We start from the raw sequence: 25,793 nt of genomic DNA on the forward strand, positions 1-25,793 counted from the left end.
CCGTCGGGAGCCCGGGTGCGGGCGCGGCGCAGGGCGGCGGCGATCCGGACGGCCTCGGCCCGCGCGGCGGCGTCGGTGTCGGCGTCGGCGTCGGTGTCGGCGTCGGCGTCGGCATCGGCGTCGGCATCGGCGGAGGAGACGTCGGGGGCGGAGGAGTCCTCGGCCGTGCGGTAGCGACGCAGGATCAGCAGCCCGTCCCGGATCTCGATGACCCGCCGGTAGAGGGCGAGTTCGGCGTCGGCGGGTGGCATCCGGCCCGCGGTGATCCGGCCCGGGGTGATCCGGCCCGTGGTGAGGGCGATCTGCGGGAAGGCCGCGTGCAGGGCCCGCCACAGCGGCCCGAGCGACCGGAAGCCGCGGTACGCGGCCCGCCACCGCCGGGCGGCGCGCCCGGTGCGCGCCCACAGCAGCGTGGTGGCGCCGGCCAGCAGCAGGATCGCGCACACGCGTCCGAGCGCCAGCGAGACGGGGTCCTCGGTGGTCAGCTGACGGCCCGTGCGCAGGGCGCCGAGGACGTCGTCGAGGCCCCAAGCGGCCCAGATCAGGCCGACGGCGGTGGTGAGGGTGACCAGGCCGAGGGCCGTGCGCAGGGCCGTGTCGTCGGCCCGGCGGGTCCAGTGCGTCGTCCGGCGCAGCAGGGTGACCAGGCAGCCGACCACGTAGCCGGTGATGACCAGGTCGTAGCCGGCCAGCGCCACGGGGCCGAGGGCGCCGGTGGCCACCAGTTGGCCACCGTCCTCCCGGGGCCGGGCGAGCAGGAACAGGACGGTCGCGGCGAGGACCGCGAGGGCGGTGCCGACGCAGCGGCGGCGCAGCGCGCGGGCGTCGGCCTCGGGGCGGCGCAGCGCGACGGCGGTCAGTGCGAGGAATCCGGCGGAGCCCGTCCTGAGGTGGTCGGTGAGCATGCCGGACAGGCCCGCCAGGCCGGTTCCGTGGTCGATGTCCACCCTGCCCCGGGCGGCCGTCAGCGCCAGGAAGGCACCGAAGCACCAGGCGAAGCAGCAGGTGAAGCGCAGGGCCGGCGAGCGCCCGCGGCGCCGGCCCGCGAGGAAGCGGTAGGTGCCCAGGCCGAGCAGGAAGGCCGCGGCGAGGGCGAGGACGGGGTCAGTCATGCGGGCCGGTCGGGCGGCGGGTGCCCAGCAGGGGGGAGAGCCGGTGCGCCCACTCGGCGTCGCGGGGCTCCGCGCCGGACGGCCGGCCGCCGGGCAGCAGGGCGCGCTTGAGGATCAGCGAGGCGAGCAATTCGGCCTCCTGCTCCTGCGGTTCGAGGTAGACGGTGCGTCCCAGGACCTTCCCGATCAGTGCCGGGGAGAGGTGCGGCAGCAGGCCGCGGGTGAGTCCCGGGTCGGCCGGGGTGCCGTCGGTGTGGCCCAGCAGGAGGTGGGCGTACTCGTGCACCAGGATGTGCTGGCGGTGCACCTCGCTGGTGTCCTCGGCGTAGACGATGTAGTCGGCCTGACCGGTCGTCACCAGCAGTCCGCACGGAGCCCCGGGCCGTGCGGGTACGGCGATCAGGTCGATGGGCCGGCCGCGGTCGCGGGCGAGGCGGGCGACGAGCTCGGCGGCGTCGAACGGGTCGGGGAGTTCGAGCGAGTCGCTGATCGCGCGGCAGCGCCGCATCAGTCCGCCGTGCCGTCGGATCCACCGCAATGCGCGCCTCACCTGTCCGCCGGGGCCGGCGTGGCCGGTCAGCCGTCGCGGGGTGCCTCCCGGTGGCACCGCGTCGTGCTCACCGGGAGGGTTTGCCCCTGGCAGCCTCCCGGCGAGCGATAGTCTCGATCACATCGGAGACCGTGTCCAGGGCTTCGGGCGAGAGTTCCACCGCCCGCAGCGCCATGTTCCGGACGCCGGCGTCCCGCAGCGCCTCCAGGACGGCGAGTTCGGCGAGGATCTCCTCGGAGCGGTCGTCGAAGAAGTAGGCGGGCGAGACCTGGAAGAACCCTGCCAGGGCTTCCAGGTGACGTTTGGTCGGGTTGTCGCGCCTGCCGGTGCGCAGCTGCCACAGGTAGGTGGCCGAGAAGGTCTCGCCGGTGGCCTCGCGGCAGGCGCGCGCCACGTCCTCGTTGCTGTACTGCTCCCGGTTGGGGCGCCGGACCGTGCGGAACAGCGTCTCGATCTTCTCGGCGAGCGAACTCGCCCCGGCTCCCGCCATCTCCGCCTCCTGCGCCACCTGGCCTCCTGCGTCACCACTGCCGGTTCGGGCGGCGCTGGTGCACGGGGTCGGCCGCCGGGGAACCATCGTAGCTTCGGGCACGGCGCCGGTGTCGGGCCGCGCCGCTTCCCGGCCCCCTCCCGGGCGGGAGGGGGTGTCGCGCGCGGGACGGCGGCGGCCGAGGGAGGCGCCGCGGCAGGTGCCCCCGGAGTGCCGAACACCCGGGGACACCTGCTGAGTCGACCGGATCGATTCCGTTCGGTCGTCGGGCCCGGTTGTCACCCCTCGTGCAGCGCCCACTTGTTGCTGTCGACCCGGGTGTTGCCGGGCAGGGCGATCAGTTCCGGCTTGAACAGCGGCTGGGTGTCCATCGCGGGTTCCCAGGTCGCCAGCTTCTCGTCCTGGGGGACCTCGATGCGCCGGTCCGCGGCGAGGTCGGCGACCACCTTCAGCAGCAGTCGCACGCCCAGCGGAGCCAGGTGGTCGCGCCACAGGCTCTGCGCGGTCGAGCCCGGGGGCACGAACAGGTGCTCCTGGGCGGCGAGCGGGCCGCCGTCGGTGCGCTCGGTGAGGTGGTAGACGCTCCCGCCCGTCACCTTGTCGCCGTCGCGGATGGTCCATCGGATCGCGTCCCGGCCGCGGTGCAGCGGCAGCAGGCTGGGGTGGTACCCGATGGTGGCGACGGTGGCCCTGGCGCGCGTGTTGCGGCCGAGGAAGGCGTGCGAGTGCGCGGCGACGATGATGTCCACCCCGTCCGGGATGTGCATCGCGCGCAGTTCGGCCGAGTCCGTCCAGGGGATGTCCCGGGGGAACGCCCAGGCGCGCAGGCGGTCCCAGGCCATCGCGTCGCTCTCGTCGGACTTGCCCTTGCGCAGCCGGGGCGCGGCCGCGCCGACGATCTTGTGACCGTTGTCCAGGAGGGCTTCCGCGACCTGAACCGCGAACGCCCCTTGTCCTGACATGTAGATGTTCATCCGCACTCCTGCGGTCGCTGGTTCGGGTGGTGGTCGCCGTCGGGTCGCCGTCAGGCCGCCGGCGTTCCCACCGCGGTGGTGAAGTGTTGCTCGACGTAGTCGAGGGCACCCTCACGGTCCGGGCAGGAGTGGACGATCCGCCAGCCGTCCGGGACGGCCAGGTGCGGCCGCCACAGCGCGTACTGCTCGTCGGCGTTCACGACGACCAGCCAGTCGCCCTCCCCGCCGTCGAAGGGGTTGCCGCTCATCGGTCGACCTCTTTCAGTCCGGAGTGATCGGGATCGAAGCGCACCGGCATGGTGGAGAACCCGGTCAGGAAGTTGGACCGGATGGGCAGCGCCTCGTCGGTCTGCTCGAAGCCGACGGTGAAGTCCCGCAGGGCCTTGAGCAGTTCGGCGATCTCCACCTTGGCCAGGTACGAGCCGACGCAGAAGTGCGGGCCGTAGCCGAAGGCCAGGTGCTTGTTGGGGGTGCGGCCGAGGTCGAACTCCTCGGGCCGCGCGAAGACCCGCTCGTCGCGGTTGCCGGAGGCGTGCCACAGGGTGACGATGTCGCCCTTCCGCAGCCGCACGCCGTGCAGTTCGGTCTCCCGCTCGACGCTGCGCCCGAAGTGCATGGTGGGCGAGGCCCAGCGCAGCACCTCGTCCACGGCGGTCTCGACGGCGACCTCGCCCTGCTTGAGCCGCCGCCACTGCTCGGGCTGGGCCGCGAGGGTGCGGACGCAGTCGATCATCGTCAGCCGGCTGGTCTCGTCGCCCCCGATGATCAGGCTGTAGCAGTTCAGCACGACGTCCTCGTCGGTCAGCGGCACCCCGTCGATGGCGCTGCCGATCAGCATGCTGATGACGTCCTCGCCCGGTGACTCGCGCCGTTCCTCGACGATGTCCATGAAGTACATCAGGATCTCGTTGCGGGCCATCTCGGAGTCGACCTCGTCGACGTCCTCGTCGTCCGCCGAGAGCGCGGTCTTGGTCAGGGAGAGCAGGTAGTCCCGGTCCCGCTCGGGCACGCCGAGCAGGTTCGAGATCGTGGTCATCGGGATCCGGCTGGCGATCTGCTCCGCGAAGTCGCAGCCGCCGGACTCGACCGCCTCGCGGATCCACTGCCGGGTGTTGACCCGGACGGTCTGCGCGACCTCGTCGAGCACCCTCGGCGAGAGCACCCGCTGGAGGATCTTGCGCAGTTCCAGGTGCCGGGGTCCGTCGGTGACGGCCAGCATCCGGCCGGCCCCGGCGTCGCCGCCCTCCAGGAGGGTGACGAGCACGTTGCCGCGCTGGGACGTGAAGTTCACGTTGTCCCGGTAGGTGGCCATGATGTCGTCGTAGCGGGAGAGCACCCAGAACCCCCGGCGGCCGCCGACCGGCGGGTTCCAGTGCATCGGTGCGGTGTCCCGCAGGGTGCGCCAGAACCCGACGAGGTCGTGGTCCGCGAAGGTGGCCGGGTCTCCCAGGTCCAAGGTGTCCAGTGCCGGTGTGCTCATGGTCACCAGTCCGTACGCCAGAACCGGCGGGGCTGGAACGGGTAGGTGGGCAGCGGCACGCGGCGGCCGGCCTCCCCGAGGTGCAGGGCGTCGAAGTCCACCTGCTGGCCGGTCACCCAGGCGGCGGCCAGGTCGGACAGCGCCTCGTGGTCCCGGCCCGCCGGCACGATCCCGCTGTCGTTGCGCGAGAAGGCGCCCGGGTCGGTCCGCGGGGCGGCGGCGGTCGTGGTGGCCGCGCCGCGGGCGGCGTCGTCGGACAGCGCCGCGATCAGCTCCTCGCGGCTGCGGACCACGGCCGCCCACCGGCGGGCCATCACCTTGCGGCCGAGGTTGAGGGTGAAGCACACGTCGTCCAGGCGCAGGCCGGGGTTCGCCTCCAGCCACTCCTTGAGGCGGGTGCGCTGGCGGCCCAGCGCGTCGTCGTCCAGGGCGGACAGGGTGGCCAGCCGCGGCCGGCCCGCCTCCTCGGGAGCGCGCTCGGCGGGCGCCGGCGCCTCCTCCAGCAGCAGGTGGGCGTTGTAGCCGCCGCCGCCGATCGAGGTGATGCCCGCGCGGCGGATGCCGGCCTCCGGCTCCCAGGCCGCGCCCTCGATCTGCGGCACGAACGGGGTGCTGGGGAAGTCGAGGTCCTGGTTGACCTCCGTCAGGTTGATCGTCGCCGGGAGCGTCTTGTGGTACAGCGACAGCGCGGCCTTGATCGCGCCGAAGCCGCCCGACACCACGCCGCCGTGGCCCACGTTGCCCTTGACCCCGCCGATCGAGGTGGTCGCGGTCTGCTTCCCGAACGCCATGGTCGCCGCGTGCACTTCGAGCTCGTCGGTCATCGGCAGGCCGAGGCCGTTGGCCTCGTACATGGACACGGTGTCCGGGGTGACGCCGCCCACCTCCATGGCGGCGGCGATGCAGGCGCTCAGCCGCTCGGGCTGGGCCAGGCCGTACGCCATCGCGCTGACGCCGTTGTTGTTGACGGCCGAGCCCCGGACCACGGCGTAGACGTGGTCGCGATCGGCGACGGCCTGGCCGAGCGGCTTCAGCAGCACGGTGACCACGCCGCTGGACAGCGCGGTGCCGGTGCCGTTGGCGTCGAACGGGCGGCAGTGGCCGTCCTTCGACAGGATGCGGTTCTCCTCCCAGAGGTGACCGCGGGGGTGCGGCAGGCGGACCATCGAGCCGCCGGCTATCGCCATGTCGCTCTGGCCCAGCAGCAGCGACTGGCAGGCCAGGTGCACCGAGTAGTGGAAGCCCGCACAGACGGCGGCGACGGTGACGGCCTCGCCGGTGAGGCCCATGTAGTACAGCGCGTTGGAGGTCATGGTGTCCGGCGACCACGCCAGGCTGGCCTCGATCGCCTCGGGGCCGACCGACACCCGGTCCGGCGGGGAGCTGTAGAGCGCGGCGGTCTGCGGGTTGTTGGCGCCGTACATGCCGATCTCGGCCTTGAGCCGGTCCGGGTCGTAGCCGCCGTCCTCCAGCGACTCCCAGGCGCTCTCCAGGAACAGCCGGTTCTCCGGGGTCATCGCGGCCGCCATCCGGTCGCTGATGCCGAACACCGACGGGTCGAACTTGTCGTACGTGTCGAGCACGCCGCAGGCCCGTACGTAGAACGGGCTGTGGATCAGGGTCTCGTCGACGTGGATGTCCTCCTTGGCCAGGAAGGACACGGTCTCCCGGCCGTTGACGAGGATGTCCCAGAACTGCTCCTTGGTGCGGGCACCCGGTGCCCGCAGGGACATGCCGATGATGGCCACGTCACCCGGGTCGTACTCCTGCTCGGGGCTGTCGGTCATGGAAGGCTCCTGCTTCGTGTCGGGTAGGGGGCGTGACTCAGCGGCCGGTGGCGCCGCCGCGGCCGCGCAGGGCGGCACGGCGGGCACCGGCCCGCTGGCGGGCCGACTGGACCACCTCGGGGGTGGCGCCGAACTCGTCGTCGAGCCAGCGGGCGAGGGAGGCGATGTCGCGGAAGCTGAAGAGGTCGGGCACGCGGACGCGGCGGTCGAAGCGCCGGGTCATCAGCCGGGCGAGGCGGACGAGCAGCAGCGAGTCGCCGCCGAGGTCGTAGAAGGCGGACTGCACGTCGATGGTCGACGGTTCGAGGTCGAGCAGCTGGCCCCAGATCTCCGACAGCGCGATCTCGGTCGGCGTGGCGGCGGCGGTCAGCGGCCCGTCGGTGTCGGCGGCCGGCGGCTCGGGCAGCGCGTTGCGGTCGAGCTTCCCGCCCGGGCCCAGCGGGAGGGCGTCCAGGAACACGAGCGTCGCGGGCACCATGTAGTCGGGCAGTTCGACGGCGAGCCTGCCGGTGACGGCGCTCTGGAGCGCGGCGTCCAGCCGGGGGCCGTCCTGCGGCGCGCCGTCGCCCGCGGGCACGACGTAGCCGACGAGCCGGTTGCCCCGGACGGTGGCGGCGGCCTCCCGGACCTCGGGGCAGGCGGTCAGCCGGGCCTCGACCTCCTCCAGCTCGATCCGGTAGCCGCGCAGCTTGACCTGGTGGTCGGAGCGGCCGAGGAACTGGAGTTCGCCGCTCTCGGTGAACTTGACGACGTCCCCGGTGCGGTACATGCGCTCGCCGCTGCGGAACGGGTCCGGCAGGAACCGCTCGGCGGTGGTGCGCGGCCGGTTGACGTAGCCGTGCGCGAGGCCGACGCCGCCGAGGTAGAGCTCGCCGGCCTCGCCGACCGGCAGCGGCTTCAGCTCGTCGTCGAGCACGTAGACCAGGTCGGTGGTGGTCGGCGGGCCGATGGTCGGCTCGTCGGTCCCCTCCTCGGGCACCAGCCCGAACGAGCAGAAGACGGTGCCCTCGGTAGGGCCGTAGGCGTTGAACACCCGGGTGGCGCCGGTCTCCTGGTAGGCCCGGTCGACCAGCTTGCGGCGCAGGGCCTCGCCGCCGAACACGATCGAGCGCACGTTCGGGGGCAGGGCGCCGGCGTCGAGCAGGCCGTTCATCACCGACGGGACGACGGACAGGTGGGTGACCCGGTCCACGTACCGGCTCTCCGGCAGGTGCACGGCGCTCTCGACGAGCACCACGGCGCCGCCGCGGCACAGCGCGTTGAAGATCTCCATCACGGACAGGTCGAAGCAGATCGAGCTGGCGGCCGAGACGCCGCTCAGGTCGCAGCCCTCCAGGACCCGGTCCATCTCGGCGAGCATCGCCACGGCGCCGGAGTGCCGCACGGCCACGCCCTTGGGCCTGCCGGTGGAGCCCGAGGTGTAGATGACGTACGCGGTGTCCTCGGGCACGACCGCGACGGGCTTCGCGCCGGCCTCGGTGGTCACGCCGTCCCCGAGCACGACGACCGTCGGCCCGGGCGGGCAGCTGGCCCGGGACGCGGGCGTGGTGAGCAGCAGGCGGGTCCCGCTGTCCTGGACCATGAAGGTCAGCCGGTCGGCGGGGTAGTTCGGGTCCAGCGGCAGGTAGCAGGATCCGGAGCGCAGGGCCGCCAGGACGGCGACGAGCAGGTCGGGGGTGCGCTCGACGCAGATGCCGACCGGGACGCCGGGGCCCGCGCCGTCGGCGACCAGCCGCTCGGCCAGCACCCGGGACCGCTCGTTCAGCTCGCCGTAGGTCAGGACGCCGGCGTCGGAGTAGACCGCGGTCGCGTCGGGGTTCTTGACCGCCTGGGCGATGAACTCGGAGTGCAGGGTTTCGGTCACTTGTCCGTCTCCTTGGGGAGGCCGGTCGGCGCGATGTCGCCGAGGGCCTGGTCGGGTCGGGCGATCGAGTCGAAGAGCACGGTGCGGTACAGCGCGAGCAGGGCCGTCACGGTCCGCCGCTCCAGGTAGCTCGGCTTGAACTGGACGTGGCCGGCCACCCTGCCGTCGATGTCGGCCATCGAGATCTCCAGGTCGAACTTGGCGAGGTGCCGGCGCACCTGGAGCGGTTCGAGCGGCAGCGCGCCGTCCGGGGCGATGGTCTCGCCGATGCCGTGGAAGAGCTTGACGGAGCGGGGGAAGGCGTCCGAGGACAGCCAGTTGACCACCACGTCGAACCAGGGGGAGCGGCCCTCGGCGCGCGGCGGCTTCAGCTGGGAGGCCAGCAGGTCGAGCGGGTAGTTCATGTGCTCCAGGAGGCCGAGCGAGAAGGCATGGACCTCGCTCAGCAGCTCGCGGAAGCTCCGCCCGCCGGAGGGGTTCGCCCGCACCAGCACGGTGTTGAGGTAGTAGCCGATGGCGGACTCCCAGCCGGGCTCGGCCCGTTGGGCGATGGCGGTGGCCAGCACCGAGTCCTCGGTCCCGGCCGCGCGGTTGAGCGTGGCGAAGAACCCGGCCAGCACGACGGTGCTCACCGACACGCCCTCGCGCACCGCGAACTCCCGCAGCAGGCGGGTCTCCTCGGCGCTCCAGCGGAACGCGATGTCGCGGCCCTCGTAGGTGACGCCCGGCGGCCGCTCCTTGCTGGAGAGGTCGAGGTGGGCGGGCGGGTCGGCCAGCTTCCGCGACCACCAGTCCAGGGCCGCCTCGGCCGCCGGACCGGCCAGCCACTGCCGCTCCCACTCGACGAACTCGGTGTACGGGGCGACCGGCGCGCTGCGGGCGGGGTCGGCGCCCTCGTAGTACTCCTGGAGTTCGCGGATCATGACGTCGGCCGAGGCCGCGTCCGACGCGATGTGGTGGACGAGCACCATCAGGTAGTGGTCGGACGGTCCGCGCCGCATGAGGACGATCCGCACCAGCGGCCCGTTGTCCATGTCGAGCGGCTCGTGCCCGTACTGGGCCAGCTCCTCGCGGGCCTGCTCGTCGTCCAGGTCGGAGGTGTCCACCACGAGGAACTCGTACACCGGCTCGTCCAGGACGACCTGGTACGGGCTGCCGCCCGCCTCCACGAAGACGGTGCGCAGCGCGGGGTGCCGGTCCAGCACGGCCCGGACGGCGTGCTCCAGGGCCTCCTCGTCGACCGCCGTCCGGATCCGGGCGGTCACCATGAAGTTGTACGGCACGGCGTCCGGCGCGACCATCTGCATGAACCAGAGCGAGGCCTGGCCGTGCGAGGCCGGCGCCACTTCGAGACCGAGGCCTTCGGCGCGCAGCTGCTCCAGCGCCGGCGCGTCGGTGGCCTCCAGCAGCCCGCGCGCGTCCAGCTCCTCCACCAGCTCCTCGGCGTCCAGTTCGGACAGGTCCTCCAGGAACGACCGCTTCGGCGCGGCCTCGGGGACCGGGACGGGCCGGGCGGCCGCGGCCGGCGCCTGGGGCGCCGGCACCGCCGGGGCGGGCGCGGCCGGTCCGCCGGAGAGCCCGACGAAGTGGCCGACGACCTCGGCGATGGAGCGCCCGTCCAGGAACACCACCGGCGACACCCGGTGCCCGAGCACCGCCTGCATCTTGTTGACGAGGCGGATCGCCAGCATCGAGTCGAGGCCGAAGTCGCGCAGACCGGCGTTCTCGTCGAACCTGCTCACCGGCACGCCCAGCGCGTCGGCCAGTTCGGCGAGGACGACCTCCGCCACCGGCCGGTCCGCCGTGGCCGGCGCCGCCGCCGGCCGCACCTCGACCGGAGCGGCCACCGTCGCGGCCACGGCCGCGGTCCCGACGGCCGGGGCCTGCGCCGTCGCGCCGCGGGGCTCGGTGTCGGTGTCGATCCAGTAGCGCTCCTTCTGCCACTGGACGAGCGGGGTCTCCACGAGTTCGACGTCGTCGGCGAAGAGCGGGTCGAAGGTCAGCGGCAGGCCCCTGACGTACAGCGAGGCGGCGGCGCCCAGCAGGCAGCGGACGTCGCTCTCCTCACGCCGCAGGGAGTTGATCGCGTGCACCTGGACGCCGCGGGACAGCCCGATCTCCTCGACCGCGCCGCGCAGCGTCTCGTGCGGGCCGATCTCGATGAAGGTGGAGACACCCCGGTCGACCAGCGCACCGATCGTCTCGGCGAACCGGACCTGGTTGCGCAGGTTGTGCACCCAGTAGTCGACGTCGGCGACCGGGTTCACCGTGTCGGCCAGCGCGGTGGAGTGGAAGGGGATGGCCGGCGCCAGCGGGGTGATGCCGTCGATGCTCTCGCGCAGCGGCTCGATCAGCGGGTCCATGCCGGGGCTGTGCACCGGCCGTTCGACCCGGATCCGCCGGACCGAGACGCCGTCCCGCCTGAGATCGGCCTCCAGGGCGTCGACGGCCTCGGGCGAGCCGGAGACCGCCGCGCTGGTGGGGCTGTTGACCACGGCGACGGCGGCGTGCTCGGCGTACGGGGCGAGCCGCGGCCGCAGCTCCTCCTCCGGCAGGTCGACCGAGATCATGGCGCCCTCGGCGGCCTTGCGCTCCAGCAGGTGCGAGCGCGCGACCACGACCCGGGCGGCGTCCTCCAGCGACAGCGCGCCGGCCACGCAGGCGGCCGCGACCTCGCCCAGGCTGTGCCCGACGACGGCCGCCGGCTCGATGCCCAGGTCGATCCAGACCTTCGCCAGCGAGACCTGCAGGGCGAACAGCACGGGCTGCTGGAAGTCCATCTCCTCGTACCGGGCCTCCTCCGCGGGGGCGGCGAGGTGGTCGAGCACCGAGAAGCCGCCGGCCGCGCGCACGGCGGCGTCGCAGGCGTGCATCGAGGCCCGGAAGCCGGCGTGGGAGCGCAGCAGTTCGCGGCCCATGCCGACCCACTGGGTGCCGCCGCCGGAGAACACCAGCGCCACCCGCCGGTCGGCGTTGCCGGAGACCGTGCCCGTGACCACGTCGGGGTGCGGCTGCCCGGCGGCGACCCGGGCGAGTCCGTCCAGGACGTCCTGCCGGTCGCGGGCGAACAGCGCGATCCGGTGGCCGTGGTGGGTGCGCCTGGCGGCGAGGGTGTAGGCGAGGTCGGAGACCCGCAGGCCGGGGTCGCGTTCGACGTGGTTGGACAGCTCGCGGCAGGTGTCGGTCAGCGCGCCCGCGGTCCGGGCGGTGACGGGCACCAGGTGCAGCTGCCCGTCGGCCGCGGCGTCGCCCGGGCTCGGCGCGACGTGCCGTCCCCGGTCGCCGGCCAGGAAGGGGTGGGCCGCGACGGGGTGCCCGGCGGTGTACAGGGCGCCGAGCGAGCCGAGCAGGGTCGAGGCCTCGTCGGCGCCGCGCCGCAGCGAGGGCAGGGTGGTCGCCGGCAGGATCTCCGAGGCCGACTTGAGCAGGAGGGGGTGCGGGCTGAGCTCGATCACCGCGTCGACGTCGTGGTCGCGCAGTTTCGTCAGGGCGTCGACCACCCGGATCTCCCGGCGCAGGTTGTCCGCCCAGTAGTCCGGTCCGAGCTCCGCGCCGTCGACGAGTTCGCCGGTGACCGTCGAGATCATCGGGATGCGGGTGCTCCGGGGCCTGATGCCGTCGAGCTCGACCTTCAGCGGGGCGAGGACGTGGTCGACCAGCGCCGAGTGCGGGGCGTGGCCCATCCGCACCCGGTGGTTGGTGACGCCGGCCGCGGTCAGCCGCTCGACGAGGTCGTCGATCTCCTGCGGCGTGCCGGTGACGAGCGTGGAGTTGAGGCCGTTGTAGCCGGAGAGGGTGAGCCCGCCGGTCAGGTGCGGCCGGACCTCGTCCGCGGGGGTCATCACCACGATGCCCTCGCCGCGGCCCACGGCCAGCAGCTGGAGGAGCCGGCCGTGGTGGGCGGCCAGGTGGGAGGCGTCGTCGAAGTCGAGGGCGCCGGCGATGTGGGAGGCGGCGAACTCGCCGACGCTCTGCCCCACGACGACGTCCGGCTCCACCCCCAGCGAGCGCCAGGTCTCGGCCAGCGCGACCTGCAGGGAGAACAGCAGCGGCTGGAAGACGTCCATGTCGTCGAGGCGGCCGTCGGGGGCCAGCAGCTGTTCGACGAGCGAGAAGCCGAGCAGCTCCCGCATCCGCTTGTCGGACTTCATCATCGACCGGCGGAACACCGGCTGGCCGGCGAGCAGTTGCCGGCCCATGCCGACCCACTGCGAGCCGTTGCCCGAGAACAGGAACGCCACCCGCGGCCGGCGGCCGGCCTGCTCGCCGACGCTCAGTCCGGGGGCCTGCGCACCGCTGCCGAAGGCGTCGAGGCTGCTCCTGAGTTCGGCCATGTCGCGGGCGGTGGCCGCGAGCCGGAACGGGCCGTCGCCGGGCGTGCGGCGGCAGAGCGCGCGCAGGTCGGTCGCGTCGCGCAGCGCCCGGGCCCGCTCGGCCAGCGCCTCGCGGGAGTCCGCGGCCAGCAGCAGGAGCGAGGCCTCGGGGCGCGGCAGCTCCTCGACGGCGACGTGGCAGATCGAGCCGCCGAACCCGAACGAACTGACGCCGCCGCGGCGGGCGTCGGAGTGCCGCGGCCACGGCTCCAGCCGGTCCTGGACGGTGAGGTTGTACTCGTCGAACAGGATCTGCGGGTTCGGCGCGGTGTAGTGCAGGCTCGGCGGCAGCACGCCGTTGCGCATCGACATCGCGAGCTTGACCAGGCCGACGATGCCGGCGGCCGCCTCCAGGTGGCCGACGTTGGACTTGACGGAGCCGAGCCGCAGCGGCTGCGGGCGGTCGCCGCCCAGGACGGCGCCGATGGCGTTGGCCTCGATCGGGTCGCCGAGCGGTGTCGCGGAGCCGTGGCACTCGATGTAGTCCACGAGGTCCGGGGAGATGCCGGCCCGCTGCCAGGCGGTGCGGAGCATCTTCTCCTGCGCCTGGGGGTTGGGCGCCGTCATGCCGTTGCTCAGGCCGTCGTTGTTGGAGGAGCTGCCCTTGATCAGGCAGTACACCGGCAGGTCGCGCTCCAGCGCCACGCTCAGCGGGGCGAGCACGACGACGCCGGCGCCCTCGCCGCGGACGTAGCCGTTGGCGCGGGCGTCGAAGGACTTGCAGCGGCCGTCCGGGGCGAGCGCGCCCATCGCGTCCATGGCGGTGTAGTAGTCGGAGACGAAGCTCAGGTTCACGCCACCGGCGAGCACCAGGTCGCTCTCGCCCAGCTGGATCGACTGGCAGCCCACGTGCACCGAGATCAGAGACCCCGCGCAGGCGGAGTCGATGGCCATGCTGGGGCCCTGCAGGCCGAGGATGTAGGAGACGCGGTTGGCGATGATGCCGTCGTGCATGCCGGTCGCGGTGTGCGGGGTGATCTGGCTGTCGGGGCCGCGGTAGTGCGCCAGGGCGGCGTAGTCGCCCCAACAGGAGGCCATGAACACGCCGGTGTCACTGCCGACCAGGCTGTGCGGCGCGATGCCCGCGTCCTCCAGCGCCTCCCAGGACAGCTCCAGGATCAGGCGCTGCTGCGGGTCCATCTGGACGGCCTCGCGGGGCGAGATGCCGAAGAACAGCGGGTCGAAGCGGTCGATGCCGTCGATGAATCCGCCCCAGCGCACCCGGTCGTTCAGCAGCTCGCGGCGGGCGCCCGGCACCGGTCCGACGGCGTCGCCGCCCTCGACCAGCAGCCGCCAGAACGCGGACGGGTCCGGCCCTCCGGGGAACCGGCAGCCGATGCCCACGACCGCGACGGGCTCGTGCGAGGGCGTGCGGCGCCGGGTGGTCGGGGCGGGCTCCGCGGCACGCGGGCCCTCGACGAGTGCCCGGGCCAGGCCGTCGACGGTCGGGTACTGCCACATCCAGGTGGCGGGGACCTGCCAGCCGAGGAACTCGGACAGGGCGGCCGCGAGATTCACCGACTTCAGCGAGTCCAGTCCGTACCGGTGCATCGGCGCCCACCGGTCCACCGAGTTCGGGGACAGGTCCAACAGCTCGGCAAAACGGGATAGCAGGAAGTCCGTGACGGCGGATATGTCTCGCGCTGCGCGCTCTTGGGGCATGGCGACTCCCTCAGCAGGGCTGGTGAAATGGGCGGGTGGAGCTTCACAACCGATCGTTCACAAGGGGGGCTCGTCAGTGATTCCGCATCAAGGCAGTTCGACGACGAATGCTAGATCCGACCTGTACATGACATGCATGGACATGCGATGGGACAACACTGCTCCTCGCGCGGGGAGGGGGGAATGGCTGCCCGAAGTTCCGGCTGTGCGGTGCGGCCGTGCATGGTGTGACGACGGCAAACTTCGAAGTGACTCGGGTGGTCGCGATTCAGCGGCTCACTGTGGAATTCTCACCGCCCCCGTGCGGCCCTGCCGGTGGATCTGTCGTGCAATCTCGCTGCCGGGATTTCGCAGTGCCGCTTTCTTTCGTCCGCCCTTGAGCGCGGAGAGTCCAGCGACTCCAGGATTGCGCACTTTGCGGGCCGGTTGAAGCGCTGGCGAGATTTGATCGCCAAAGTGTCCGATTCGATCTCCTCGGACGGTACCGTTCAGTTCCATCTGCGGGCGCGGGGCGGAGTGGACAGCGGACGATCGACCAATGCAAGCTGTCCGCATGGCAGTTGACAAATTTGATAGGGCGTCAGCCGATGCCAGCAGCTCCTTACCCGGACGCGACCACCTCGGGCGGGCACTCGCCGGCCGCGACTTCCACGGCAGGCCCGCATGACCGACACCACTGACACCACCGGCGACACCACCGGCGCCGCGGCCTCACGGGTCCGCCGGCCGGGACTCGCACTCGGCGTCCTGGCCGGGGCGCTGGCCCTGGACGTGAGCGGCCTCGGAGTGCTCAACGCGGCGCTGCCCTCGGTGGGGGAGCGCTTCCACCTGGACGAGAGCACGCTCCAGTGGGTGATGACCGCCTACGCCGTCACGTTCGCCGGCTTCCTGCTGGTGGGCGGCCGACTGGCCGACGTGATCGGGCGGCGGCGGGTGTTCGAGGCCGGCGTCGCCCTGTTCACCGTCTCCGCGCTGGTCGGGGCGGTGGCCCCCAACACCGTGACGCTGCTGGGCGCGAGAGCGGTCCAGGGCATCGGCGCCGCCCTGTCGGGGCCGGCCGCGCTGGCCCTGCTCACCGACACGTTCCCGGCCGGTCCGGCGCGCAACCGGGCCTTCGGGGTGTACGCGGCCGTCGGCGCCGCGAGCTTCAGCGGCGGGGTGCTGCTGGGCGGCGTCCTGACCGAGTTCTTCGGCTGGCGCTCGGTGCTGTGGTTCTCGGTGCTGGTGGGTCTCGGTGTGCTGGGCGCGACGCGCATCGGACTGCCCGACGGCGTCGGGCACCGCGGTCGACTGGACCTGCCCGGAGCGATCACGGGCACGCTCGGCCTCACCCTGCTCGTCGTCGGCGTGAGCAGCAGCGGCGCCACGGCGTGGATCGTGCTCGGCGCCGCGGTGCTCTCCCTGGTGCTGTTCGTGGTGCGCGAGCACCGCACCGCCGACCCGGTGCTTCCGCTCGGCCTCTTCCGGATCGGCTCGGTGCGGGAGGCGAGCCTGGCCGCGTTCCTCCAGTACATGGGCTCGGTCGGGATGCTGTTCTTCGCGCCCCTGTACCTGCAGGGGATGCTGCACTACTCGCCCTTCGAGTCCGGCATCGCCCTGGTGCCGATGTCCCTGGCGGTGTTCCTCACCGCCAACTTCGCCACCGGCCGCCTGCTGGCCACGTACTCCCCGCGGACGCTGATGGCCGTCGGCCTCGTCCTGATCGGCGTGGGCACCGGGCTGTGGCTGGGCACGCCGCAGGACGGGAACTACCTGTTGCACGTGATGCCCGGTCTGGTGGTCAGCGGCATCGGCCAGGGGCTGAACTTCCCCTCGATGACGTCCGCCGGCCTCTCCGGCGTCCCGGAGCAGCAGCAGGCCGTCGCCGGCGCGGTGAACGTCGTGACGCAGCAGATCGGCGCCAGCGCGGGCGTGGCGGTGATGGTCCTGGTGGCGGGGACCAGCGGCGACCAGCTCGCCGGGTACCACCTCGCCTACGTCACCGCCGCCGTCGCGTGCGTGGTGGGTGCGGCGGTCATCGCCGTGAGGCGACGGGCCTGAGTCTCCTCCCGGGGGCGGTGGCCGGCGTGAGCCGGCCGCCGCCCCTTCGTCATGTCCGGGGAGCCCGTGGCGCGTCGGCCGCCGTCCCCCGTGGGCCCGGAGCCCCGCCCCCGGGCCGCGCGGCCGGCTCCCCGGCGCCGGCTCAACCGGCCTCGGAGAGCCGTTCGTTCCTGGCGAGGGCCGCCGCCCGGACGTCCAGCAGCGCGAGCAGGACGGGCGGGTCGAGGGCGTGCACGGGTCGCAGGCGCAGTTCGAGCGGCTTCGGCGGGACGTTCGCCCTGATCTCGACGGGGCCGACGGAGCCGACGGAGACCTCGCCGGTGAGGACTTCGTCGAAGGAGGCGGGGACGGAGTGGGCGAGGAGGTACCAGGTCCCGGGCGGCACGTGTTCGAGGAGGAAGGCGCCGGGGCGGGGGAGGACGGTGCAGGCGGCCGGCCGGCCCTCCGGGATGCGGGTGCGGAAGAGCCCGACGAAGACGCGGCCGAGGCCGTCGGCGACGGGAGCCCGGATCTCGCCGCGGACGGTGGCGAGATCCGTGGGTCGGGCCCAGCGCCGCCGTTCGAGTTCGATGCTGGTGGTGAAGCCGCGTAACTGGCGGAACATCGTGGGCGACGTGCCGACGCTGCTGGCGAACCGTGAGCTGAAGGTGCCGACGCTGTTGTAGCCGACGCGGTGGCTGATCTCGGTCACGCTGAGGTCCGTCTCGATGAGCAGACGTTTGGCGGCCTCGATGCGGATGGCGGACAGGAAGCGTCTCGGTGAGACCCCGGTCACCCGCTGGAATTCCCGGGAGAAGTGGAATTTGCTGTAGACGGCCGCCTGCGCCATGTCGTCTATGGTCAGTATTTCGCCGATGTTCTCGTGCATGACCTCGATGGCTCGGGCCACGGCCTCTTCGATTGCGGGCTTCACAATGACTCCAGGTTCTCGCAGTACCGGTGGACGACGGAAACTCCACTCCGGTATTGCGTCCTGGAACGCGGCCGAGGGGGGCGGGCGGCCTGAGATACCGGAGCGCGCGAGGTTTACCCTCTCCCTTCTGTTAAGCGACGGTGACACACCGTGGCACCGTGATAACGACTGATGACCGTAGCAGGCGGACATGACAAGTTCAACGACTTCCTCGCGCGTTGATTTGGCAAAGTCGAGAGGTGGAATACCGGCCGGTATGCGTTTGAACTATTGAAGCAATTGGCGAGATGCGCCGGAGGGGGGCATACGGATGTCACGGACGGGACGGATGTGATTCAGGAGTACTCATGTGACGGCTGCGCCGGTCCGGCGTCGGAGCGGAACCGTTCGGGAATTCACCGCGGATCGCGCCGGCCCCGCCCTCAGTCCGAGTCGGTCGTCGCCGGGTCCACCTCCTCCCACAGTCGCTCCACGGAGGCCGCCACCGATGCGACCGCGGCCTCCAGGATGTCGCCGGCCGCGACCATCAGCCCCACCAACTGCGCCTCCAGCAGCCGATCGGCGTCGCACGGCTCGGTCAGGTAGTCGCCGAGCTCCAGGACCACCAAACCGTGCACCGCGGACCACATCTGATGCGCCACCAGCTCGGCGTCCTCCGAGCGGAACCGGCCCGCCTCGATGCAGCGGGCGGCGCACTCGGCCACGCCGGCCAGAGTGTAACGGCCGTATTGCCGGTCCTCCTCGCCCAGCGAGAACCCGGCCAGCGAGGAGCCCCCGAACATCACCGCGTACAGGTGGGGGTTGGCCAGCGCATTGCACCGGTACGCACGACCCAGCAACGCCAGGTCGCTCACCGGGTCGTCACTGAACTCCACCAGGGTGAAGTAGTGCTGGAGCCGGGTGAACCCTTCATGAACCATGGCGCGCACCAGCCCGCGCATTCCGTTGAAGTGGGTGTACAGGGCCATGGTGGAGGTGCCGCTCTCGCTCGCGATGCGGCGGGCGGACAGCGCCTGCGGCCCTTCCTCCGCCAGCAACCGGGCGGCGATGTCCACCAGTGCCGGACGGGCACCGGGATCCGTGCGACGCGGACTCATTCCCTCAGTCAAGCAAAACGCCCTTATGTCAGGGACGTTCGCGCCCACAACCCTCCGATCCCCGCACAATGCGAGAAGCAGCCCGCGCGGCGCCGGGCATAGCTTTCCAGTCACTCAGCGCGACATTCCAGGGGCGGCCGACGGCCGGAGGAGAAATGTCGACGCCCGGTCGCGCGACCACCACACCAGCGCTCGACGGAGGTCGCTCTTGTCCACCACCACACCCCCCGGCCGGACCACCGGCGCCACACTGCTCCTCGCCCTGGGCAGCCTCATCGTGCTGGTCTCCTCCGCAGTGGCCTTCCACCACTCCTTCGCCATGGATCCCGCGATGCCGATGGCCCACATGGCGGCCGACGACGGGCGAAAGCTGCACGGCATGGCCCTGTCGGAGATGCCGGAGATGTTCACCGCCCTCGCCGGCCTGCTGATCGTGGTGGCCGGCGCCGCCCTGCGCGGGCGGCCGAAATCCGTCGAGGCCGACTCCGGGACGGGGCGGCGCGGCCGGCTGCTGATTCTTCTCATCGGTACGGCCGCCCTCACCATCGACATCAGCAAGACCTCCACCCTGGGCTTCGTCATCCCCGGCATGCGGGCCGAGTACGGGCTCGATCCCCGCGCGGCCTCCCTGCTGGCGGTCTGCGGACTGACCGGGACGGCGACCGGGGCGCTGCTGTTCGGCGTGCTCACCGACCGGATCGGCCGCCGCAGCTCCTACCTGATCGCCACCCTCGGGTTCACCGCCACCAGCATGTGCGGCTCGATGCCCACCTTCGAGGGCAACCTGGTGATGTGCGCCCTGATGGGCGTGGCGGTCGGCGGCCTCGCCCCGCTGCTGATCACCCTGCTCACCGAGACCGTCGGCGGAAAGGTCCGCGGATCGGTGGTGGTGGCGCTCTCCGTCGTCGCCACCGCGGTCGGCTACCTGGTCGCCGCCGGCTCGGCGCTGTGGCTGGAACCGGTGTTCGGCTGGCGGATCCTGTGGCTGATCGGCGCCCCCACCGGTGCCGCGCTGGCCCTCCTCACCCCCTTCGTCCCCAACCGCACCTCGGCCCCCGCCCCGGTGGCCGCGGGCGCACCGTCGGCCGTCCGGCACCTGCCCAGGTCCTCACGGGCCCTCACCCACGGCCTCCAGCGCGCTTTCGCCACCCTGATCGGACTGCTCACCTTCGGCCTCACCACCTGGGTGCCGAGCCTGGCCCGGATCGGCGGCGTGCCGGTGCACACCGCGAACCTGATGCTCACCATCGCGGCGATCGTGATGATCCCGTGCGCCCTGCTGCTGATGCTGGGCTACCGCCGCTTCGGCCCGACCTCCATGGCGGCGGGCCTGGCCACCGTCACCGCGGTGCTGCTGCTGGCGCTCACGGCCAGCGGCGCGGTGGCCGAGGTGGGCTGGATCGCCGCGGGCGCGCTGGTGGCGGCCCTGTTCTCGGTGAACTCGATGGCCGCGATCTTCCTCCCGATCGCGGCCGACCTGGCGGATCCGGAACGGCGCGGCCGGACCACCGGATGGGTCTCCCTGTTCAACCGACTGGGCGGCCTGATGGGGCCGCTGCTGCTGGCGAGCCTGGTGTCCTCGCCCTCCGCCGTCCTGGTGGCGGTCTCCGCCCTCGCCCTGCTGTGCGGCGCGGCCGCCTGGTACATCAGCCGCCGGCACCGGCTCGCCCTGGTCGGCCTGGAGCCGGTGACCGACTGAACCGACTGAACCGACCGGCTGACTGACCGACCGACCGGGAGTACGCGGGCCGGCCGACCGACGAACCCGTCGGCCGGCCGGCCTGCCGTGTTCCACCGCGGGAGCGGACGCAGGGGAGTGCGGACACCCGAGGGGACGGGAGCGCCGCGGAGCGGGCCGAGCGCTCAGCACGAGCAGAGAAGCCCGCCGATCGGCGCCCGGCCGATACTGGGCTGGCCCCCGATCCGACGCCCCGCAGCGTGCGTCGAGACGGCGTCGGCATCCGGGTCCCCCCTATGGAAGGAACAGGCATGCCCGACTCGCAGGACGTGATATCCGCACTGGCGGCGGACGGCGACGCCGTCGACGCCCTGGTGGCGAACCTGACGGACGCCGACTGGAAGCGGCCCACGCCCGCGCCCGGCTGGACCGTCGCCCACCAGATCGCCCACCTCGCGGCCACCTTCAAGATCGCGGGAACGGCCGCGGGCGACCCCGAGGCGTTCAAGGCGATGGTCGCCGGCATCGGGCAGGACTTCGACGGCGCGGTGCAGCAGTCCCTCAAGCCCTACCTGGCGTCCGGCACGCCGCAGCTCCTGCTGGAGCGGTGGAACGCCGAGCGCCGGACCGCCGAGCAGGCCCTGGCGGCGGTCCCGGCCGGCCAACCGGTGCCGTGGCTGGTCCGCCCGCTGCCGGCGCCCGTGCTGGCCGCGGCCGGCATGATGGAGCTGTTCGGCCACGGCCAGGACATCGCCGACACGCTCGGAGTGCACCGCGAGCACACCGACCGGCTCCGCTACCTGGTCGAATTCGCGGTCCGCACCTGGGACTTCGGGTACCAGGCGCGCGGGCTCACGCCGCCCGAGGTCGAGTTCCGCTTCGAGATCACCGCCCCGTCGGGAGCCCGGTGGGAGTTCGGTCCCGCCGACGCGGAGCAGCGCGTCAGCGGCCCCGCCGTCGACTTCTGCCTGCTGGTGACCCGGCGCCGGCACCGCGACGACCTGGCCCTGACGGCCGAGGGCAAGGACGCCGACGCCTGGCTCGACCTCGCCCAGGCCTACCGCGGCCCGGCCGGAGAGGGCCGCGCGCCCGGCCAGTTCCGTTCGCAGTCCGGGAACTGACTTTCCGTCACCCGTCCGGAAATCCGAGAGAGGGGACCTTCATGGCCACCCGTACCGACGAATGTGCCGTGGTTCTCGGCGGAAGCATTGCGGGCCTGCTGGCGGCCAGGGTGCTCTCCGAGTCCTATCCGAGGGTCGTGATCGTCGAACGCGACAAGATCCTCGGGGTCCGCGGCCCGCGCCGCGGCGTCCCGCACGGCAACCACGCCCACGGGCTGGTCGCCCGCGGCCACCAGATCATGGAGTCGCTGTTCCCGGGCCTCACCGACGAGTTGATCGCCGCAGGGGTGCGGCCCGGGGACTTCAGCAACGACATCCAGTGGTACTTCAACGGGCTGCGGCTGAGCCCCGCGCGCACCGGCCTGCCGTCCGTGCCCGCCACCCGGCCGGTGCTCGAACACCATCTGCGCGAGCGGGTGCGGGCGCTGCCGGAGGTGTCGTTCCTGGAGGAGCACGACATCGTCGCCCCGGTGACGGACGCCTCCGGACACCGGGTCACCGGGGTCAGGGTGCAGGCACGCACGCCCGGGGCCGAGGAACAGACGCTCTCCGCGCACCTGGTCGTCGACACCACCGGCCGCGGCTCGCGGACCCCGCGGTGGCTGGCCGACCTCGGGTACCAGGCGCCGCCGGAGGAGCGGATCGAGATCGACCTGGCGTACACCACCCGCCACTACCGCCTGGAGAAGGACCCGTTCGACAGTGACATCGCCATCATCCCGGCCGCCACGCCCTCGCACCCGCGCGGAGCGTTCTTCTACCGGGTGCCCGGCGACGACAACAAGGTGGAGCTGTCGGTGACCGGGCTGCTGGGCGACCACCCGCCCACCGACCCGGAAGGGTTCCACGCCTACGTCCGGTCGCTGCCCGTCCCCGAGATCTACGAGGCGATCCGCGATGCCGAACCCCTGGACGAACCGCTGCGCTTCCGTTTTCCGGCCAGCGTCCGCCGGGACTTCCACCGGCTGGAGCGCTTTCCGGCCGGACTGCTGGTGATGGGCGACGCGGTCTGCAGCTTCAACCCCGCCTACGCCCAGGGCATGACCTCGGCCGCCCTGCAGGCGCTGGTGCTGCGCCGGCACGCCGCCGGGCGGCGGCTGCCCAGGCCCCAGGCGTACTTCCGGGACATCGCCCGCGAGATCCGCTCCCCGTGGTCGTTCGCCGCGGTGACCGACCTGGGCTACCGGGGCGTCAAGGGCAAGCGGAACCTCCAGACCGCCCTGGTCAACCGGTACGCCGCGCTGGCGCAGCGAGCGGCGGTGCACGACCCCCGGGTGACCGACGCGCTGGTGCGGATCGCCGGACTCGTGGCCTCCCCACAGTCCCTGATGCACCCTCGGATCCTGCTGCGCGTGCTGCGCGCGGCCCGCCGTCCGGTACCGCCCTCGGCCTTCGGTGTGCCCGCTCCGTGAGCCGGCCGGTACGGGGTTCCGCTGGTGCGGAAAAAAGTTTTTCGCGAGGATGTCGCCAGATGTCGAGATCGGCGGATCAGCGCCGACTTAGGAGTGAAGGCCCCACCGGGCGCCTCACGTCGCAAGGAGCGGAACCATGAAGTACCTGATCATGATGTACCCGAACGCCGATGTCCTCGCCGCGCTGCCGGAGGAGGAGCGCAACGCGGTCTTCCAGGGCCACGGTGCGTTCATGGAGAAGATCAAGGCCACCGGTGAGTTCGTCGGGACCCTCGCTCTGGCCGGCCCGGACCAGAGCTCCGTGGTGCGCGTTCGCGGCGGCGTCCCCGCCGTGACCGACGGCCCGTACGCCGAGGCCAAGGAATACGTGGGCGGCACCTACATCATCGAGGTCGCGGACCTGGCGCGCGCCCACGAGGTCGCCGCGATGATCCCGGATGCCGCGGTCGAGGGCCTCGGCATCGAGGTCCGTCCGATCGTCTTCAGCGAGGGCGCTTCCGCCTGACCCGGTCGCCCGGGGGCCTCGCGGCCCCCGGGCTCCGCCCCGCGCCCTCGCCAGTCCGTGTGCTGTGCATCGAGAGGACGAACACATGAAGGTTCCGGAGTTGCTCCGCGACAAGGTCGTCGTCGTGTCGGGCGTGGGATCCGGTCTCGGCCGGACGCTCGCCGTGCGGTGTGCCGAGGCGGGCGCCGACGTCGTACTCGTGGCGCGCACCGCGTCCTACCTCGACGAGGTGGCCAAGGCCGTCGAGGAGACCGGTCGCCGCGCGCTGGCGGTTCCCACCGACATCACCGATCCGGATGCCGCCGGCGCACTCGTCGCCGCCGCGCTCGACGCGTTCGGCCGGGTCGACACCCTGATCAACAACGCGCTCGTGGAGCCGCCGCACACGGAACTCCACGACACCGACCTGGACGACGTGCGCCTCGGCATGGAGGTGACCGTCTACGCGGCGCTGCGGCTGTCGAAGCTGTTCACCCCGGCGCTGAGGGACAGTCGCGGCTCGATCGTCATGGTCAACTCCTCCGTCCTGCGGCACTCCAAGCGTGCCTGCGGGGCCTACAAGATCGCCAAGTCGGGCCTGCTCGCGGCGGCCCAGATGCTCGCCACCGAGTTGGGCCCGGAGGGCATCCGGGTGAACACCGTGGCGCCCGGGCCGATGTGGACCGACAAGGTGAAGGGGTTCATCGGCGAACTCGCGGCCATGCGCGGCCTGTCGTTGGAGGAGGGCTACCAGGAGGTGGCCGCCGACATGGACCTGCGCCGCCTGCAGACCCCGGAGGAGACCGCCGACGCGGTGCTCTTCCTCGCCTCGGACCTGGCGCGCGCCGTCACGGGCCACTGCCTCGACGTCAACTGCGGTGAGTACCACCACTGATCCCGCGTCCGTCCCGCAGGCGACCCATGGACCGCAGGCCGGAGCGCCGGCCGGAGCTCCCTGACGCTCCCGACGGACCCAGGTGTCCGAGAACATTCGAACAAGTGTCCTCACGTGGAGCCGATGGTGTCGATCACCATCGGCTCCACGCGTCTGACCAGCGAAGACCGTGGATTCGCCGGGCGTCGCGGAAGTCTTCTCAAAAAAGTTCCGCGAACCGGCGCAAGAATCGGCCCGCTGCTTCGACAACGTAGTGAGCGACATTCCGAAATGATCGAAAGGACGCATCACGGCCATGTCCGTCACTACAGCGGAAACCGACCTCCCTCGCACGAGCGCGCGGCCCTGGCTGGCACTGGCGGTTCTCGCCCTGCCGACCCTGCTGGTCGCGCTGGATGCGAACGTCCTGTTCCTGGCGCTGCCCAAGCTCACCGCCGACCTGGGCGCCAGCAGTGTCCAGCAGTTGTGGATCACCGATGCCTACGGATTCATGGTCGCCGGTCTGGTGATCACCATGGGGACCATCGGCGACCGGATCGGGCGCCGCCGACTCCTCATGGCGGGCATGGCGGTGTTCGCCCTGGCCTCGCTGGCCTGCGCCTGGGCGACCAGCCCGATCATGCTGATCACGGCGCGCGGCGTGCAGGGCATCGCGGGCGCCACGCTGATGCCCTCCACCCTCGCCCTGATCACCAACATCTTCCGTGACGACAAGCAGCGCGGGAAGGCCATCTCGATCTGGGCCACCTGCACCTTCACGGGTGCCGCGCTCGGGCCCGTGCTCGGCGGCGTGCTGCTCGCGCCGTTCTGGTGGGGCGCCGTGTTCCTGCTGGCCGTCCCGGTCGCGGCCGTGGTGCTGATCGCCGGGCCGATCCTGCTCCCGGAGTTCCGCCCCGAGCAGTCCCGCCGCCTGGACCTCACCAGCGTCGTGCTCTCCCTGCTGGGGATCCTCCCGGTGGTGTACGCGATCAAGGTCCTCACGCTGGGCACCGCGAGCACCGTCACCGGTGTGGCGGCGCTGGTCGTGGGCCTGCTGTTCGGCACCGTGTTCGTGCGCCGTCAGCTGAAGGGCGAGGACCCGCTGCTCGACCTGCGGCTCTTCGCCAACAGCTCGTTCACGGTCATGCTGACCGCGCTCGCGCTGGCCGGGATGATCCTCGCGGGCACCGCCCTGAACGTCACCCAGCTGCTGCAGACGGTGCTCGGCTACTCCCCGCTGGCCTCGGCGCTGTGGTTCGTCCCGATGGGCCTGTGCATGGCGGTGGGGACGATGTCCACGCCGGCCCTGATCCGTTCGATCACGCCGCGGACCGCGATCGTCGGCGGCATGTTCCTCTCCGCGATCGGCGCGGCGGTGCTGATCCTGGTGAACGGTGAGCACGGCCCCTGGCCGATCGTGCTCGGCACCGCGGTCATCGGTCTGGGCGCCGGTCCGATGTTCGCGCTCGGCATCGGTCTGGTGGTCGGCTCGGTGCCGCCGGAGCGCGCGGGTTCGGCCGCCTCGATGGCGGAGACCGCGAACTACCTCGGCGGTGCGCTCGGTCTGGCCGTCCTCGGCACGATCGGCTCCGCGGTCTACAGCAGCGAGATGAACGGCGTCGGTTCCGACCGCGCCCGGGAGACCGTCGCCGGCGCCGCCGCCGAGGCCGCGCAGCTCGGGGCCGACGCCTCCGCGGCGTTGCTGAAGACGGCGCACGCGGCGTTCGTCAGCGGGCTGAACGCCGTCGCCGCCGTCTCCACCGGGGTCTTCGTCCTGCTGGCCGTGCTGGCCGGGGTCTACTTCCAGCGGGCGGGCCGCAACAGCGGTCAGTGACCTGACCGGCCGACCCGACGGGGCCGGCGCGGGACCCACGGGTCCCGC

Annotated in this window: 18 protein-coding genes; 7 read left to right on the plus strand and 11 right to left on the minus strand. The window is 72.3% G+C overall.

Translation table 11 applies throughout. The features are described from left to right. The 9 genes from ACWGKU_RS30900 to ACWGKU_RS30940 form a co-directional block, all read right to left on the minus strand. The coding region (locus ACWGKU_RS30900; RefSeq protein WP_452191648.1) for an MAB_1171c family putative transporter at positions 1–1,112 on the minus strand (1,112 nt) is incomplete at its 3' end. Continuing rightward, positions 1,105–1,650: a ParH-like protein gene (locus tag ACWGKU_RS30905; protein WP_380356148.1), complete on the minus strand. Its 546-nt coding sequence runs from the start codon at positions 1,648–1,650 to the stop codon at positions 1,105–1,107. The genes ACWGKU_RS30900 and ACWGKU_RS30905, both read right to left, overlap by 8 nt. A 79-nt stretch (positions 1,651–1,729) precedes the next feature. Beyond that, positions 1,730–2,152, minus strand: coding sequence for an XRE family transcriptional regulator (locus ACWGKU_RS30910; RefSeq protein WP_401049518.1), 423 nt, complete (start codon positions 2,150–2,152; stop codon positions 1,730–1,732). Between the two features lie 278 nt (positions 2,153–2,430). Beyond that, entirely contained in the window at positions 2,431–3,126 is a 696-nt protein-coding gene (locus ACWGKU_RS30915; protein WP_359906746.1) for a formyltransferase family protein, read from the minus strand. 50 nt (positions 3,127–3,176) lie between these two features. After that, positions 3,177–3,374 (minus strand): MbtH family protein, encoded by a 198-nt coding sequence (locus ACWGKU_RS30920; RefSeq protein WP_359906749.1) that lies wholly within the window; start codon positions 3,372–3,374, stop codon positions 3,177–3,179. Next, positions 3,371–4,612 carry a cytochrome P450 gene (locus tag ACWGKU_RS30925; protein ID WP_401044325.1) on the minus strand — a complete coding sequence of 414 codons (1,242 nt, stop codon included), beginning with the start codon at positions 4,610–4,612 and terminating at the stop codon, positions 3,371–3,373. The genes ACWGKU_RS30920 and ACWGKU_RS30925 overlap by 4 nt, the downstream gene beginning before the upstream one ends. Further along, positions 4,609–6,393, minus strand: coding sequence for a beta-ketoacyl synthase N-terminal-like domain-containing protein (locus tag ACWGKU_RS30930; protein ID WP_452178529.1), 1,785 nt, complete (start codon positions 6,391–6,393; stop codon positions 4,609–4,611). Before ACWGKU_RS30930 ends, ACWGKU_RS30925 begins: the two co-directional genes overlap by 4 nt. Positions 6,394–6,430: 37 nt before the next feature. After that, positions 6,431–8,257, minus strand: a complete 1,827-nt coding sequence (locus ACWGKU_RS30935; protein ID WP_401044331.1) for a non-ribosomal peptide synthetase — start codon at positions 8,255–8,257, stop codon at positions 6,431–6,433. After that, positions 8,254–14,292: an acyltransferase domain-containing protein gene (locus tag ACWGKU_RS30940; protein WP_452178528.1), complete on the minus strand. Its 6,039-nt coding sequence runs from the start codon at positions 14,290–14,292 to the stop codon at positions 8,254–8,256. Before ACWGKU_RS30940 ends, ACWGKU_RS30935 begins: the two co-directional genes overlap by 4 nt. 663 nt (positions 14,293–14,955) lie before the next feature. On the opposite strand from ACWGKU_RS30940, the gene ACWGKU_RS30945 reads away from it, so the two are divergent. After that, positions 14,956–16,332, plus strand: coding sequence for an MFS transporter (locus ACWGKU_RS30945; protein ID WP_401044337.1), 1,377 nt, complete (start codon positions 14,956–14,958; stop codon positions 16,330–16,332). 142 nt (positions 16,333–16,474) lie between these two features. Here ACWGKU_RS30945 and ACWGKU_RS30950 read toward each other — a convergent pair whose 3' ends face one another. Both ACWGKU_RS30950 and ACWGKU_RS30955 read right to left on the minus strand, forming a co-directional pair. Then, the gene (locus ACWGKU_RS30950) at positions 16,475–17,200 is read right to left on the minus strand and encodes a helix-turn-helix transcriptional regulator (protein ID WP_359915572.1); all 726 of its coding nucleotides are present in this window, start codon (positions 17,198–17,200) and stop codon (positions 16,475–16,477) included. 467 nt (positions 17,201–17,667) lie between these two features. Beyond that, a complete protein-coding gene (locus tag ACWGKU_RS30955) occupies positions 17,668–18,342 on the minus strand; it encodes a TetR/AcrR family transcriptional regulator (protein ID WP_401044340.1) in 675 nt (224 codons plus the stop codon). A gap of 208 nt (positions 18,343–18,550) precedes the next feature. Between ACWGKU_RS30955 and ACWGKU_RS30960 the strand changes: the two genes are divergently transcribed. The 6 genes from ACWGKU_RS30960 (at position 18,551) to ACWGKU_RS30985 (ending at position 25,745) form a co-directional block, all read left to right on the plus strand. Next, positions 18,551–20,041 carry an MFS transporter gene (locus ACWGKU_RS30960; protein WP_452178527.1) on the plus strand — a complete coding sequence of 497 codons (1,491 nt, stop codon included), beginning with the start codon at positions 18,551–18,553 and terminating at the stop codon, positions 20,039–20,041. Positions 20,042–20,331: 290 nt separating this feature from the next. Next, the gene (locus ACWGKU_RS30965; RefSeq protein WP_452178526.1) at positions 20,332–21,141 is read left to right on the plus strand and encodes a TIGR03084 family metal-binding protein; all 810 of its coding nucleotides are present in this window, start codon (positions 20,332–20,334) and stop codon (positions 21,139–21,141) included. 41 nt (positions 21,142–21,182) lie between these two features. Next, positions 21,183–22,553 (plus strand): FAD-dependent oxidoreductase, encoded by a 1,371-nt coding sequence (locus ACWGKU_RS30970; protein WP_452178525.1) that lies wholly within the window; start codon positions 21,183–21,185, stop codon positions 22,551–22,553. A gap of 136 nt (positions 22,554–22,689) precedes the next feature. Further along, the gene (locus ACWGKU_RS30975) at positions 22,690–23,058 is read left to right on the plus strand and encodes a YciI family protein (RefSeq protein ID WP_359915486.1); all 369 of its coding nucleotides are present in this window, start codon (positions 22,690–22,692) and stop codon (positions 23,056–23,058) included. Between the two features lie 85 nt (positions 23,059–23,143). Beyond that, a complete protein-coding gene (locus ACWGKU_RS30980) occupies positions 23,144–23,932 on the plus strand; it encodes an SDR family oxidoreductase (RefSeq protein ID WP_401051747.1) in 789 nt (262 codons plus the stop codon). Between the two features lie 295 nt (positions 23,933–24,227). Further along, complete coding sequence (locus ACWGKU_RS30985; protein WP_401051750.1) at positions 24,228–25,745, plus strand: MFS transporter; 1,518 nt, start codon at positions 24,228–24,230, stop codon at positions 25,743–25,745. Positions 25,746–25,793 lie beyond the last annotated feature (48 nt).

The organism is Kitasatospora sp. NPDC054768 (genome assembly GCF_053612025.1).